Source organism: Eggerthella lenta DSM 2243 (assembly GCF_000024265.1).
Taxonomy (GTDB): domain Bacteria; phylum Actinomycetota; class Coriobacteriia; order Coriobacteriales; family Eggerthellaceae; genus Eggerthella; species Eggerthella lenta.
The window spans coordinates 2,471,807-2,486,353 of the sequence record NC_013204.1 but is presented as its reverse complement, the minus strand read 5'-3'; the positions used below and the strand labels follow the sequence as shown (position 1 = coordinate 2,486,353).

The window sequence follows — 14,547 nt, the reverse complement described above, 5'->3', positions numbered from 1 at the left end:
GCAAAGCTGCGAGAGAGTATCGTAGGTATGAGGCAGGTCGCATCTAGGATTGGTGCGGCCTGCTCGCTTTGTGCGCTACTGGTGCTCGGATTGTTGTGGCCGGTGCCGGTTTCGTTTGCGGCTGAGAAGGACGCGGCTGCCTCCGAAGCGGCCGCGGACGCTGCGGCTCCGAAGGCACCGGTTGACGACGTCGGCAACGTCATGGTTGAAGCGCCCTCGGAGGCTCCTGCTCCGAGCGGGCCGCAGTTGCAACCCGAATCCGAGCCAATTGCCCCCGATACTCCCATCGTTCCCGAATACGAGCGCGCATGGCCTATCGGTGCGGACGATGCCTCGGCGGTGTTGGCTGAGCTGTGGCCCGACGGGACGTTCGTGGTCGACGGGGCGGGGAAGACAGTCGCGTTCGATAAGGTCGAGGACGTCCCTTGGCTGGCTGCGGGCGAGGCCGGCGACATCAAGCGCGTGATCTTCGCCGACAAGGTGGAAGCGACGAGCTTGGCTCATTGGTTCGAGGGATGCTCGAACCTGAGCGAGATCGCGAACGTGCCCGCCAGCGTCGAAGATCTGACGCGCGCGTTCTACGATTGCCCGAAGCTCGTCGAGCTTCCCGACGAATTCGCATTCGCCGACGAGGCGGTCGCGGATGAATGCTTCGGCTTCGAGGAGCCGGCTGAAACGCTGCTGGCCACGGTGTATCGAGGCGCGGACGAGAACGTGCTGGGGTACGCATGGAATCTCGACGGGCGCGAGCTTGTGAATCCCGATGCGCCGGAGCCGCCGACGGTTGAAGAGCCGGATGATTCCGCGGAGCCCAAGGATCCCGTCGAATCTGAAACGCCCGAAGACTCCGAGGGCGTCGAGGATCCCGACGATTCGAGGGACCTCGATGCTTCCGCGGACGAATCTGTAGAGCAGCCGGCGGACGAGCTTACCGACAAGCTCGCGAACGCGCCCGCCGAAGAGGCGCCCGCCCCCGAACCGCCTGCCGAGCCGGAATCCGAACCTGCGCTCGCACCCCAAGAGGAAGCCCAGGTCAACATCACCGTCCCTTCGTCGGTTTCCATGGTTCTGAACGCCGAAGGCGACAACACCGCTCTCATCCCCGTTGCGGCGGCGAACCGCTCGGAACGCAACGTGGCCATCGTGGGCGTTCGTCTCAAGCGCGCCGACCAGGACTTGCCGGGGGGCTCGTGGTCGCTCACCACCGAAAGCGGCTCCACGACATTCGTGCAGGACGCGCGCTTCACACCGCTGGGACTTGAAGCGACGTTCGACCGGCCGGTGCTGCTAGCTGCAGGCGATGAGAACACGATGCTCGTGTGGCACGGAACGTTCACCGACTACGGTATGAAGACGCTGCTCAACGCCACGATCGACGCGGACGGCAACAGCTTCGCCTACGGCTCGATGATCTGGATCGTCGCCGCCGCGTAACGACGACGGGAGCATCTTCGCCCGAAAAACACGCCTCAGACGTTGGAGCGTGTTTTTCGGGCGAAGATGAGCCGCTGCGGGGGCAATCGTCTCGGGCTACATCGAATCGCGGCGCAAGCGCTCCGCTTCTGCGAGCAGCTCGGCAGGAACGCTGGCTGAGCTGCGAATCTCGTCAGATGAGCGCATAAGGCGCCCTTGCTCGTTGTTGTCGCCCACAAGCAGCCCGTTCGCGAAGAATACGCTCGATCCATCCAGAACCAGGTTGTATACCTCGAAATCGTGCGAAACGCACCCGATGGCTTTTCCGAGCGTCAGATTGCTCGTCGCGGGCTCGTGCGGAGCGAGCTCGATGCTTTCGATGGCGACGCAGCCGCCCTCCGTGCGAAGCCGATCGTCCACGACGACCTCGCTGCATCGCTTGACGCCCTTGTCGGTGAACAGGGGGTGGTTCCCCGTCGCGACGAGGTTGCCGCCTTGCGCGAGCCCGATGCGAACCAGCTCGGGCTCGCGCCCTTTGATGATGTCGCGTATATGCGCGGTTCCTGTTTCGGTTCTTACCAAATCGCCGATACGCAGGTCGCGAATGGGGCGCTGGCTGCCATCGGCCATGAGCACGAGGGTTGACGCTTCGACGCAACAACAACCGTTCATCTTGCACCGCCTTACTTGTGATTACTATTTGTGATAGTACCTATGCTGCTCGTACTTCGGCTCGCAGCAGACGTTGATGCCGAGGGTGCGGTACAGCTTCTCGTCGGTGGCCGACAGGATCACGCTGAAGAACGCGTCGCAGCCGTATAGGTCGTTCACGTGGTCGATCAGCTTCTTCGCCAGCGGATCGGTGGCCGAGCTGATGGACAGCGCGATGAGCGTCTCATCGGAGTGTAGGCGGGGGTTGCGGCTGTTCAGCTGCTCGGTTTTCAGGCGGCAGATGGGCGTGATGGCCTCGTCGCTGATCACGTCGATGTCGTCGTCCACGCCGGCCAGGCCCTTGAGCGCGTTCATCAGCAGCGACGATGCCGCGCCCAGCAGCGACGACGTCTTGCCCGTCACCACCGAGCCGTCGGGCAGTACCATCGCTCCAGCCGGGCCGCCGGTGGTCTCCTCCTTCAGCAGCGCCGCCGAGCGCGCGGGAGACAAGCTCGCGTTCACGCCTGCCTGGTTCATCAGCAGCTCCAGGCGTTCCATGCGCTCCTGGCCCACGCCCGAGCGCTTCACTTCCACCGCGGTTTGGAAGTAGCGGCGCACGATCTCCATCTTCGCGGCGTCGCGCACGGCCTCGTCGTCCACGATGGCGTTGCCGGCCATGTTCACGCCCATGTCGGTGGGCGACTGGTACGGGCTGGTGCCCGAGATACGCTCCATCATGGCCTTCAGCACGGGGAATATCTCCACGTCGCGGTTGTAGTTGACCGTGGTGATGCCGTAGGCTTCCAGATGGAAGGGATCGATGGTGTTCGCGTCGTCGAGGTCCACCGTGGCCGCCTCGTAGGCGATGTTCACCGGGTGCTTCAGCGGCAGGTTCCACACGGGGAACGTCTCGTACTTGGCGTAGCCGGCCGCGATGCCGCGCTCATGCTCGTGGTACAGCTGCGACAGGCACGTGGCCATCTTGCCCGAGCCGGGGCCGGGCGCCGTCACCACCACGAGGGGGCGCGTCGTTTCCACGTATTCGTTCTTGCCGTAGCCCTCTTCGCTGACGATGCGGTCGATGTCGTACGGATAGCCGGCGATAGGGTAGTGCAGGTAGCTTTTGATGCCCAGGCTTTCCAGGCGGCGGCGGAACGCGCCGGCCGAGGGTTGGTTCGCGTAGTGGGTGATCACCACACCGCTGGTGGCGAAGCCCATGGAGCGGAAGATGTCCATGAGGCGCAGCACGTCCTCGTCGTAGGTGATGCCCAAGTCTCCGCGGACCTTGCTCTTCTCGATGTCGTTGGCGTTGATGGCGATGATGATCTCCACCTCGTCGGCCAGGCTCTTGAGCATGCGGATCTTGGAGTCGGGCTCGAACCCGGGCAGCACGCGCGCGGCATGGTAGTCGTCGAACAGCTTTCCGCCGAATTCCAGATAGAGCTTGCCGCCGAACTGATTGATGCGGTTGCGGATATGCTCGGCCTGAAGCGCGATGTACTTGTCGTTGTCGAACCCGATGCGCATGGAATCCCTCTTCTTCTTCGAACCGTTCTGCTCTTGCACTAATGTAACAGCATACCACGATAGCGGGCGAACCCGCGTCAAACCATCAGCTGTACAGAGCCGCGTAGGGGTGCGAGGCGCGGGCTGTCATTTCATGCCGTTGACCAGCGACAGCAGCTCTTCTCGCGAGCTGACGTCCAGTTTGCGGTAAATATTGCGGATGTGGGTGCGCGCGGTGTTGTCGGAGATGAACAGCGTTTTGGAGATGTATACCGACCCGTATCCCAGGCTCAGGTACTGCAGTATCTCGCGTTCGCGCTTCGTGAGGGCGTACCCGTTCGCTAGCGTCACGATGCGTTCGTGCTGCAATGCATGCAGCGTATCGGTTTCACCTTCGTTCCGCATGCCTGCATCCTGCAAAGCGTCGGGATCGTCCGTCGAGCAAGCCTGCTGCCATGCGACGAAGCCGAGGTGCACCACCACGATGCAGAAGTATGAGGAAAGCACGACCCACAGGTACGGCCCTAAATTCACATCCGGCGGCACGTTCGCCTGCACCGTCATGCCCAAAAGCGATGCCGCACAGCTGAGCAGGAAGGCCGCCGAGAACACGAAGGGCAGAGGGAATTCTCCCGCCTCGGCCATGGCGACCAGCGATGAGAGCGCGAAGAGCGATAGCAGGGCGAGAGGCGCGTATACGAGCATCGCTCCCGCCACGAACAGCGTCGTCCCCGTCGGGAAGCTGCCCAGCACGATGCTCACCGCGACGCACGCCGGAACAGCCAAGCGGTCGATCAGCATAACGAACGGGCTTTTCAACCGCATTGCGCAAAGCGCCACGACGACGGCCGATGCAACGATGGCGCCCGTGTACTCGCTTCGTCCCGCTCCCACGTCGGCGTCGAACGAATAAGCGGCCATCATGAACGAGCAGACGAGAAAGCCCAGCAGCGGCACCCATATGATCGATAGGAATGTCCTGAGAGAAGATGCAAGCCCTGTCAGCGTGTTCGACGGGCTTTCCGCGTCAGGGGAGCCGGTGAAGCCGCCCCCGCCGTTTTCGATGCCGGAGACGCTCTGTGCGTCCTCATCCGTCTCGTGCGTGCATTTCTCGATTCCGAACAACAGGGGGAGAACCGATCCCGTTATGGCGAGAACGCCTTCCGCGGCTACCGCGAACGGGTCGGACAAAAGCGAAACGATCCAGGCGACAGCCGACGAGCTGGCGCACGCGATGGCACCGTAGAACATCACGCTGCGAAAATCCATTAGATACAGACGCACCCACCGCATGATCACCGGCGCCATGCATGCCCCGGCCGTGACGCCGAGCGCTGCGAACAAGACGACGTTACGGTATCCGGCTGCGAGCAGAATCCAGATCGCCACCAAGACTGCGGCGTACGTCCAAGCGCAGCCTGTGGCGATCGGGCGCCCTTTGCGCGTTTCGAAGCCAGGCCAGCTGGGGCGTTGCGCCGAGAAGAGCAGGATGGCGAGGGCTGTCGCAAAGCAAGAGAGCAGCATGGCGAAAAGAAAGTCGCCAGCGGGCGAGACGTTCGGTGCGAAACGCAGCATAAGGTAGGAGTTGGGCGGATAGAGGGGCGCCGAGGCAAGGAAAGCCGCTAACAGCAAAAGGCGGGGGCGGAAACGGATGGGAGGTTGGGCGGCTAGCCTGTTCAAGTACGTGCCGTTTGCCATGCGAAAGCCCCCCTTTGGCTTCTCCGATGTTTCCTGCCCATTGTACTCCAGCCGAGTCGTCCTTCGGACTCGCGTTCTCCGAAAGCCGGTCGCCTCGATGTCTTTTCAGTCCGATCATCTGGTAAAACGAAAAAATACTGCAACGCGGTGATGCGCTTCACGCACTGCGGTTATTCTCCCTGTTCCACGTGCGTCCTATGGTTGCGTCGTTGCAAGGGCGGCGCATGGAGCGCTGCTCGATTCACCCTGAAGGAGGGAGATCATGAACAACGAAAAGCAAAAGAAAGAGCTGGCCGACGGCCTCACGCGTCGCGGGTTCCTCACGCTAGGAGGCGTGGCGGCGCTGGGAGCGGGAGCAGCGTTGGCGGGATGTTCGCCGCAGGCGTCTTCGGCAAGCTCGGCGGGCGATGCTGCGACGGCTGCGAGCGCGGCCGACGCCGCCGAAGGACTTGCCCCGTCGCCGTGGGGAGACTATTATCCTTGGCCCGCCAATCCTCCTGAGATCACCGACGATATGGTGGAGGAAGAGCTTGACTGCGACGTGGCGGTCGTGGGTCTGGGCGTCTCGGGCGTCGCGGCGTTCCGTGCGGCGTCCGAGGGCGGCGCCAAGGTCGTCGGCATCGAGAAGGGTTCCATGCCGCAGCAGCGCTCCAGCCAGTACTGCTACTTGAACGGCAAGCTGACCGACACCTTCGGCCTGCCCCACCTCGACCTTGAGGCCATCATCAAGGAAGAGTTCCAGGAGTGCGCCAGCATCACGAATTACAATATCGTCCGCAAGTTCGTCTTGGGCGACGCGGAGGCTATGGACTGGTGGATCGAGGGCGCGGATTGCGAGATCCTCGAGAATTACGAGATGTCGATGGATCCCAGCGCGGACGTTCCCAACGGCGTCAGCTGCATGAGCGATCCGACCATCGACTGGGAGAGCGAGCCGCAGGCCGCTTTCCCCGAATGCCTGAACTTCACCGACCATCAGGCCGTGCTCGACAACAATTTCCAGAAGGGCCTCGATGCCGGCACGGGCTCCGAAGCGTATTTCGGCCATTTCGCCGAAGCGCTCATCCAAAACGATGAAGGTCGCGTGGTGGGCGTGTACGCGCGCAACGCCGATACCGGCAAGTACAAGAAGATCAACGCTGAAAACGGCGTGTGCCTGGCATCGGGCTGCTGTCGATCCAACGAGGACATGGTGCGCTACTTCGCACCGAACCTCATCTGGAACGGCAACGGCAACCCATGGCCGAACATGGACGTCGAGGGCAACCGCACCAATACGGGCGACGGCTACAAGCTGGGGTACTGGGCGGGTGCTTCCATCCAGCAGTACCAGTGCTCGCAGATGCACGTGATGGGGGGTCCGGGCGACACCGATTCGCAGAACGATTCCATGGGCTTCACCGGACCGCTGTTGCGCATCAACTACAACGGCGAGCGGTTCATGAACGAGGACACCTGCGCCGCCGATGCCGAGTATCCCATCGAGCTGCAGCCCAAGCACAAGTGCTTCATGATCACCGACAGCCACTTCGAAGAGAATGCTGCGAAGTGCGTGAACACGTTCGCGGCCACGCTCGCCGAGTGGGACGAGCGGGTGGGCGACGGCACCATCTTCAAGGGCCAGACGCTGCGCGAGTTGTTCGAGAGCATCGACGGCATGGACGTCGATGCAGCGCTGGCCACGGTCGAGCGCTACAACGAGCTGTGCGAGAAGGGCGTCGACGAGGACTACGCCAAGCAGGCGAAGTACCTGATGCCCGTGACCGACGACGGCCCGTACTACGCGCAGCGCATGGGCGTGGGCCTGTGCCTGGTCATGATGGGCGGCTTGGAATCCAACCAGAACGCCCAGGTGCTCGACCTCGAGCGCCAGGTGATCCCCGGCTTGTATGCGTCCGGCAACATCCAGGGCAGCCGCTTCGCTATCAAGTACCCCTTCCGTCTGAGCGGCCACAGCCACGCGATGGCCATGTTCTACGGCAAGGTGGCCGGCGAGAACGCCGCAGCCGGTTTGTAGACAACTAACCTGATCATTCGACGGTGCCGTCCTTTGCCGGATGTGCGCACCCCTCCCTCTCCGGTGCAAGGGCCGGGCACGCGCTCTCGATGCGCGGCGCCCGGCCCTTGCGCTGTCTGCGCCTCTTGCATCTGGCTCGCGCATCGGCTGCCGTGCCGTGGGTGTTACGGCTTTGTTAATTGCGCCGGGCAATGCGGCTCCGACCTCGTGCATGCCGTAGAATGAAAAGACGTTTGGAGGCAGGATCCGCTGTGCTCTTCGGGCGTATTTCGTGCGCGGCCAGGCGCCGTCTCCGAATCATATGAAGCACGCATAGCATGATAGGAGAATCATGGCCAAGCACATCTTCGTTACCGGGGGCGTCGTCTCGTCGCTGGGCAAGGGCATTACGGCCGCGTCGCTGGGGCACTTGCTCAAGGCGCGCGGGTACCAAGTGACCATGCAGAAGATGGATCCGTACCTCAACGTGGATCCGGGAACCATGTCGCCGTTCCAGCACGGCGAAGTGTTCGTCACCGAGGACGGGCACGAAGGCGATCTCGACCTGGGGCACTACGAGCGCTTCATCGACGAGAACCTCACGCGCGAGTCCAACTTCACGCAGGGATCCATCTACCAGAGCCTCATCGCGCGCGAGCGGCGCGGCGACTACCTGGGCGGCACCGTGCAGGTGATTCCGCACGTCACCGAGGCCATCAAGGCGCGCCTGCGGCGCATCGCCGACCAAACCGGCGCCGACATCGTCATATCCGAGATCGGCGGCACCGTCGGCGACATCGAGTCGCTGCCGTTCATCGAGGCCGCGCGCCAGTTCAAGAAGGAGCTGCCGTACGGCGACGTGCTGTTCGTTCACGTGACGCTGGTGCCTTATATAGCCGCAGCGCACGAGGTGAAGACGAAGCCCACGCAGCATTCGGTGAAGGAGCTGCGCTCCATCGGCGTGCAGCCCGACTTCATCGTGTGCCGCTCGGACCACGAGATCGAGGACGGCGTGCGCGAGAAGATCGCGCTGTTCTGCGACGTGCGGCCCGAGGAGGTGCTGGTCTGCACCGACGCGCCGTCCATCTACGAGGTGCCGCTGGGCTTGCACGAGCAGCGCTTCGACGAGATGGTGCTCGACCGGTTGTGCCTCGAGCGGCGTTCGGCCGACTTGGCGCCCCTGCGCTCGTTCTTGGCCGCGGCGGACGCTTGCGATGAGGAGGTGGACGTGGCCGTGGTGGGCAAGTACGTGAGCCTGCCCGACGCGTATCTGTCGGTGATCGAGGCGCTCGGGCATGCGGGGGTGCGCTGCGGATGCCGCGTGAACGTGCACCTCGTGGACGGCGAGGAGCTGTCGGACGCGAACGCGGGGGCGGTGCTGGGCGGCATGGACGGCATCCTCGTGCCGGGCGGTTTCGGCCAGCGCGCCTTCGAGGGCAAGATCGCCGCGGCTCGCTACGCGCGCAAGCAGGGCATTCCCTACTTGGGCATCTGCCTGGGGCTGCAGGCTGCCGTATGCATGTTCGCGCGCGACGCGGCCGGCATGTCCGGGGCCACGTCGGCCGAGTTCGATGCCGAGGCGGCCTTTCCCGTGGTGGACCTCATGCCCGAGCAGGAGGATGTGGAGGGCAAGGGCGGAACCATGCGCCTGGGAGCTTATCCGTGCAAGGTGGAGCCGGGCACGAAGGCGTTCGAGGCTTACGGCGAATCTATTATATATGAGCGTCACCGTCATCGTTATGAGGTGAACAACGCCTTCCGCGAGCGCTTGGTCGAAGCGGGGCTTTCGGTGTCGGGCGCGTCGCCGGACGGGCGGCTCGTGGAGATGGTGGAGCTGCCCGGCCATCCGTGGTTCGTCGCCAGCCAGGGCCATCCCGAGTTCAAGAGCCGCCCCACGCGGCCCCATCCGCTGTTCTGCGGTTTCGTGAGCGCCGCCGCCGTGCGTCGCGCCTAGGGAGGACGGTGGCGCGCTTCCTGCGGACGCGCAGCGTCCTCATCGCCGCGAAGGCGTGCTATCCTGTGAACTATATCATGCAGGCGGTTCGACGGGCGGAGCGCGGATGTTTCACGTGAAACATCCGTTCGAAGTTTTGCGGTGGCGCGGCGACGACGAAGGTGGCGGATGGACGAGCTGTATCGAGAGTACCTGGCGTATCTGCGCGTCGAGCGAGGCAGCTCTCCGTTGACCGTGTCCGCGTACGCCGCCGACCTCAAGGACTACGCGCAGTTTCTCGAGAAACGCGGGGTCGAGTCGCTGGACGACGTCGATCGCGAGGTCATCGTAGCTTACGAGTCGGATCTGTTCGGCCGCGGGTATGCGGCCTCGACGGTGGACCGCCATGTGTCCGTGCTCAAGGGGTTCCACCGCTTCCTCGTGCGAGAAGGCTACGCGCGCCGCAATCCGGCCGACACTATCCAGCTTCCCAAGGCGCCCGACCGTCTTCCCGACGTGCTTTCGGTGGCGCAGGTGGACGCCATGCTGTCGCGCCCGCTGGACGAAGGCCCTCTGGCCCTTCGCAACCGGGCCATCCTCGAGGTCCTGTACGGTTGCGGGCTGCGCGTGAGCGAGTGCACGGGGCTCGATTTGGGCGACGCCATCTTGGAGGAAGGTTATCTTCATATCCTGGGCAAGGGGAATAAGGAACGCATCGCCCCCATCTCGGGCGCCGCGCTGCGCGCGCTGCGCGACTACCTCGAGCGCGGACGCCCCGAGCTCGTCCGCTCGTACGCGAAATCCACCTCGGCCGTGTTCCTCAACGCGCGCGGCGGGCGGCTGACGCGCCAGAGCGTGCACTCCCTCGTCGCCGAGGCCGGCCGCTTCATCGGCGTGGCGAACCTTCATCCGCACACGCTGCGCCATTCCTTCGCCACCCACATGCTCGCCGGCGGCGCCGATCTGCGCGTCATCCAAGAGATCCTGGGGCATTCGGACATCTCCACCACCCAGATCTACACCCATGTGAACCGCACCCATATCCGCGAGGAGTATCTGAGCGCCCATCCCCGCGCGAAGTAGGGAGGCGCTCTTCGTCTCCCACTTTGCCCCCTGCTAACTCAATTTCAAACATCCGTTCGCTGTTTTGTGCCTGATGGGAGGGGGCGGCGAACTGAAATTCAGGTTGAAGATCCATCCTGCCACAGATTCCGCATAACTCCCCACTTCGTCCCACCGCGGGGGCGGGCGGCCTACATGTTGTGCCCGCCCAAGCGTGTCCGTTCTACATGTGGTCGTGTCGTTTTTCGGTTGGCAGGGGAGCGGTTAACGGGAAAGAGTCCGGTGGGTTTCAGGATGGGCAAAAAGGGGGTCAAGTCGCATATTTTGTTGCGAAGTGGGGCGAAGTGGGATAGAATTCCATACATCGAAAGAGCCGTGGGACGGCGGCGGAAAGGAAGGCATGGCGGAAGAGGGCAACAAGGTTGTCGATCTCAACAGCGCGTACCGCCATAAGGTGGACGCCAAAGGCCGCATGTCGCTTCCCGCATCGTTTCGCAAGGTTCTCTCGACGGATCTGGTGGTAACCCGCAACCCGAAGGACGAGTGCCTCTACGTGTTCGAGCCCGATGCGTTCAATGCATGGGTGGCCGGCGTGTTCGAGGACAAGTTCGAGAAGTTCGACCGCACCAACGATCTCCATGTTCGCCTGCGCCGCAAGCTGAAGTCGCGTGCAGCCGATGTGTCCATCGACGCAGCCGGCCGCATCATGATCTCGGCCGAGCAGCGCGAAGCCGTGGGAATCGACAAGGAGGTCGTCGTCGTGGGCAACACGGGCTACTTCGAGATCTGGGACGCAAAGCGCTACGACGCGGTGGACGACGAGACCGACCTCGGTCTGTTGTTCGACTGATCGAAAGGCGTGAGCGATATGACAAGCGAATATCGGCATACACCCGTTCTGCTCGCCGAGTGCCTCGAATACTCGAACCTCAAACCACAGCATACATTCGTGGACGCAACACTCGGCGGTGCAGGGCATTCCTTCGAAGCGGCCAAGCTCATCGGGAGCGGGGGCACGCTCATCGGCATCGATCAAGACGAGGTGGCGCTGGCCGCTGCCCGTCGCAAACTCGGGACGTTGCCTGACGACGTGCGCCCGCGCCTGGAACTCGTGCGCGGCAACTTCGGAAATATGGATGAAGCGCTCCTCAGCACGGAGGTGCCCGGCGTCGATGCGGTTCTGTTCGACCTCGGAGTGTCTTCGGTGCAGATCGACACGCCGTCTCGAGGCTTCTCCTTCAAGGAGAACGGCCCTCTTGATATGCGGATGGATCCGGGTAAACAAACCCTTACCGCAGCAGAGATCATCAACACCTACACCGCAGCAGATCTCACTCGGATCATCCGTACCTACTCGGACGAGAAGTGGGCCAGCCGTATCGCGGACTTCGCGGTGCGGGCGCGGCAAACTGCTCCCATCGAGACGAGCGAGCAGCTGGTCGACATCATCAAAGCCGCCATCCCCGCCTCGGCGCGCCGTGCCGGGGGGCACCCGGCGAAGCGCACGTTCCAAGCGCTGCGCATCGAGGTGAACGGCGAGCTCGATGTGCTGAGAAGCGGCCTCGATGCGGCCATCCGCTGGCTCAACCCCGGCGGCCGCCTGGTGGTCATCAGCTACCACTCGCTTGAGGACCGCATCGTCAAGGAAACGTTCGCCAAGTTCGCGAACCGATGCACGTGCCCTCCGGATCTGCCGGTGTGCATGTGCGGGAAGCAGCCGATACTCGACATCGTCACCAGGAAGCCGGTTCTGCCGACGGCCGAAGAAATCGAGCGCAACGCTCGCGCACGCAGCGCCAAGCTTCGCGTAGCGCAGAAACGATAAGCAAAAACGTCCCGCTGACGCAAGCGGGAGCCATATGCACCGCACGCGACCTTTACATGCAGTCGAAACACAGAAAGGGGGTCGGACATGGGCGCAGCACCAGCGTATTCGTACTATCCCGAGCGCGCACCCGAACGCAGCCCGCGCGAGCGCATCAGCGTCGTTCCGGGCCGCGGCACCCGCACGCAGACCCCCACGCTTCCGTCGAACGTCGTGTTCTTGGCGAAGGCGGCGGCGGTCGTGTTGCTGGTGGTGTCGCTTGTGGGATTCGCGCGCATCGGGCTCATGTCCGCGACGATCTCCACGACGATGCAGTCGAGCCAGCTGACCAGCCAGATCAGCGACGCCCGCTCTTCGGGTGCCGCGCTGGAAGTGTCCCAGAGCACGCTGTCCAATCCGACGAAGGTGAAGCAGCAGGCGGGCAAGCTGGGCATGGCCGCTCCCGAGACCACGGGGGTCATCACTCTGGATAAGGACGTCGTCGCAACCGACGAGTCCGGCGCCCTGTCCCTTTCGAAGAGCGTTGCCATAGCGGCTGGCTCCGAGGCGTAAAGCCGATGTCCGATAGACCGCACACGCCGCGAGGCGAGCGCCCTGCTCGCGGTCGCGGAAGCTCCCGCTCGTCCGCACGCCCCTCGCGTCCGCCGCGCGCGGCGCGTCCGGTGCGCGCCTCCGGCCGCCCGGCTGCGGCGGTCGACTTCAACTCGAATTCGAACCGGGTGTTCCTTCCCATTCTCGCCTTCGCCGTCATCGCGTCGCTGTTCGTGCTGCGCTTGGCGTACCTGCAGGTGATAGCCGCCCCTGCCATGGCTTCGGAAGCCGAGAACGCGCGTATGAGCTACGACTGGATCGAGCCGCGCCGCGGCACCATCTACGATCGCAACGGCGTGGTGCTGGCCACCTCCGTGGAGTCGACCACCATCTACATCGACCCGGTGGAAGTCGACGACGCGGACGCGACGGCTCAGGTGCTCGTCGACGTGCTGGGCGGCCAGAAGTCCGACTACCTGGAAGCCATCACCGCTCCGAACACGCGGTACGCGGTGGTGAAGGAGAAGGCCGACGTGGCGGTGGGGGACGCTCTCAAGGAGCGCGTGCGCGAGCTCTCGGCTTCGGGTGGGTCGCGCGAAGGCATGGACTTCGGCATCCGCTATAAGACGCTGTGGAAGCGCGAGTATCCGAACGCTCAGGTGGGAGGCCAGGTCATCGGCGCATGCACGCTGGAAACCGATGCCGAGAACAACCGCGAGTACTACAAGGGGGTATCGGGCCTCGAGCTGTACTACGACGACGTGCTGTCAGGCGAGGCGGGCTACACGCGCGAGGAGCGCAGCCCCGACGGCACGCCCATTCCCGGCGGCACGCGCGACTCCAAGGCGGCCGTGGACGGCGAGGACATCATCATATCCATCGACATAGAGCTGCAGCAATCCGTCGAGGAGCGCCTGACGGCCGATGCCAAGGGCATCACGGCCAACGGCGGCAGCGCCATCGTGATGGACGGCGGCACGGGAGAGATCTACGCCGCGGCGTCACTGCCGCTGCTCAATCCGGCCGACCGGACGAATATGGAAGCGGATGCGCCGAAGCTCAAATGCGTGACCGACCTGTTCGAGCCAGGCTCCATCTTCAAATCGGTGTCGGCCATGGCCATCCTGGAAGCTGGCACCATGACGCCCGACACCGAGCTGTTCTGCCCGTCTTCCATCGAGGCCGACGGCTACGTCATTAGGGATGCGCACGAGCGCGGCGATGCCACGTACACGCTGCGGCAGATCATGGACCAGTCGTCGAACGTCGGCATCTCGCTGGCCACCGAGAACGCGACGGTGGGCGACGTGTCGGGGTTCCGGAACCTCTACAACAAGATCAACGAGTACAACCTGCACACGAAAACGGGCGTGGACTATCCGGGCGAGGGCGAAGCCGGCACCGAGTACCTGGGGAACCTGCTTCCCTTCGACGATTGGAGTAAGGTCACCGCCTACAACGTCAGCTTCGGGCAGGGCCTGTCGCTCACGCCGTTGCAGATCACCCGCTTCTACGGAGCGCTCGTGAACGACGGCGTGGAGTGCACGCCGCACTTCCTCCTGTCGAAGCCCCAAAGCGGCGAGACGGCCGAGTACGGAAGTGACACCGTCATCAAGGACAAGAAAGCCATCGACGATCTGACCAGCATGCTGAAGACCGTCGTCACCGAGGGCACGGGCAAGGCCGCCGCCATCGACGGCTTCAACGTGGCGGGCAAGACGTCCACGGCGGAGATCTACGACGAGAAGAACGGCGGCTACCGAAAAGGGGTGTACAACCTGGCCTTCACCGGTTTCCTGGCCGATTCTTCCAGCCAATTGGTTTGTTTTGTGGGTGCCAACGAGGTTCCCACCGACGGTGTGGTCACGCCGATTTTTAAGGATATAATGACAACAGCCATCGACCGATTCAACATTTATCCGGAGTGAGGAA

Annotated in this window: 11 protein-coding genes; 8 read left to right on the top strand and 3 right to left on the bottom strand. The window is 63.5% G+C overall.

The features are described from left to right. Positions 1-27 precede the first annotated feature (27 nt). Positions 28-1,434, top strand: a complete 1,407-nt coding sequence (locus ELEN_RS10600) for a hypothetical protein (protein WP_015760965.1) — start codon at positions 28-30, stop codon at positions 1,432-1,434. Between the two features lie 96 nt (positions 1,435-1,530). Here the strand turns inward: ELEN_RS10600 and ELEN_RS10595 are convergent, their stop codons facing one another. The 3 genes from ELEN_RS10595 to ELEN_RS10585 form a co-directional block, all read right to left on the bottom strand. Then, positions 1,531-2,085 carry a Hint domain-containing protein gene (locus ELEN_RS10595; protein WP_015760964.1) on the bottom strand — a complete coding sequence of 185 codons (555 nt, stop codon included), beginning with the start codon at positions 2,083-2,085 and terminating at the stop codon, positions 1,531-1,533. Positions 2,086-2,109: 24 nt separating this feature from the next. Continuing rightward, a complete protein-coding gene (locus tag ELEN_RS10590; protein WP_009306265.1) occupies positions 2,110-3,591 on the bottom strand; it encodes a DUF1846 domain-containing protein in 1,482 nt (493 codons plus the stop codon). Positions 3,592-3,717: 126 nt separating this feature from the next. Further along, positions 3,718-4,821 (bottom strand): helix-turn-helix transcriptional regulator, encoded by a 1,104-nt coding sequence (locus tag ELEN_RS10585; protein WP_231566132.1) that lies wholly within the window; start codon positions 4,819-4,821, stop codon positions 3,718-3,720. A 709-nt stretch (positions 4,822-5,530) separates the two neighbouring features. Between ELEN_RS10585 and ELEN_RS10580 the strand changes: the two genes are divergently transcribed. The 7 genes from ELEN_RS10580 to ELEN_RS10550 all read left to right on the top strand — a co-directional run bounded on the left by ELEN_RS10580 (position 5,531) and on the right by ELEN_RS10550 (position 14,543). After that, entirely contained in the window at positions 5,531-7,285 is a 1,755-nt protein-coding gene (locus tag ELEN_RS10580; RefSeq protein WP_009306263.1) for an FAD-binding protein, read from the top strand. 331 nt (positions 7,286-7,616) lie between these two features. Continuing rightward, positions 7,617-9,218: a CTP synthase gene (locus ELEN_RS10575; protein WP_015760963.1), complete on the top strand. Its 1,602-nt coding sequence runs from the start codon at positions 7,617-7,619 to the stop codon at positions 9,216-9,218. 168 nt (positions 9,219-9,386) lie between these two features. Then, a complete protein-coding gene (locus tag ELEN_RS10570) occupies positions 9,387-10,280 on the top strand; it encodes a site-specific tyrosine recombinase (RefSeq protein WP_015760962.1) in 894 nt (297 codons plus the stop codon). Positions 10,281-10,659: 379 nt separating this feature from the next. Then, complete coding sequence (locus ELEN_RS10565; protein ID WP_009306260.1) at positions 10,660-11,109, top strand: division/cell wall cluster transcriptional repressor MraZ; 450 nt, start codon at positions 10,660-10,662, stop codon at positions 11,107-11,109. Between the two features lie 18 nt (positions 11,110-11,127). Next, positions 11,128-12,084 carry a 16S rRNA (cytosine(1402)-N(4))-methyltransferase RsmH gene (rsmH, locus tag ELEN_RS10560; RefSeq protein ID WP_015760961.1) on the top strand — a complete coding sequence of 319 codons (957 nt, stop codon included), beginning with the start codon at positions 11,128-11,130 and terminating at the stop codon, positions 12,082-12,084. 87 nt (positions 12,085-12,171) lie between these two features. Continuing rightward, positions 12,172-12,636: a cell division protein FtsL gene (locus ELEN_RS10555; RefSeq protein WP_009306258.1), complete on the top strand. Its 465-nt coding sequence runs from the start codon at positions 12,172-12,174 to the stop codon at positions 12,634-12,636. A gap of 5 nt (positions 12,637-12,641) precedes the next feature. Then, positions 12,642-14,543: a peptidoglycan D,D-transpeptidase FtsI family protein gene (locus tag ELEN_RS10550; RefSeq protein WP_015760960.1), complete on the top strand. Its 1,902-nt coding sequence runs from the start codon at positions 12,642-12,644 to the stop codon at positions 14,541-14,543. Positions 14,544-14,547 lie beyond the last annotated feature (4 nt).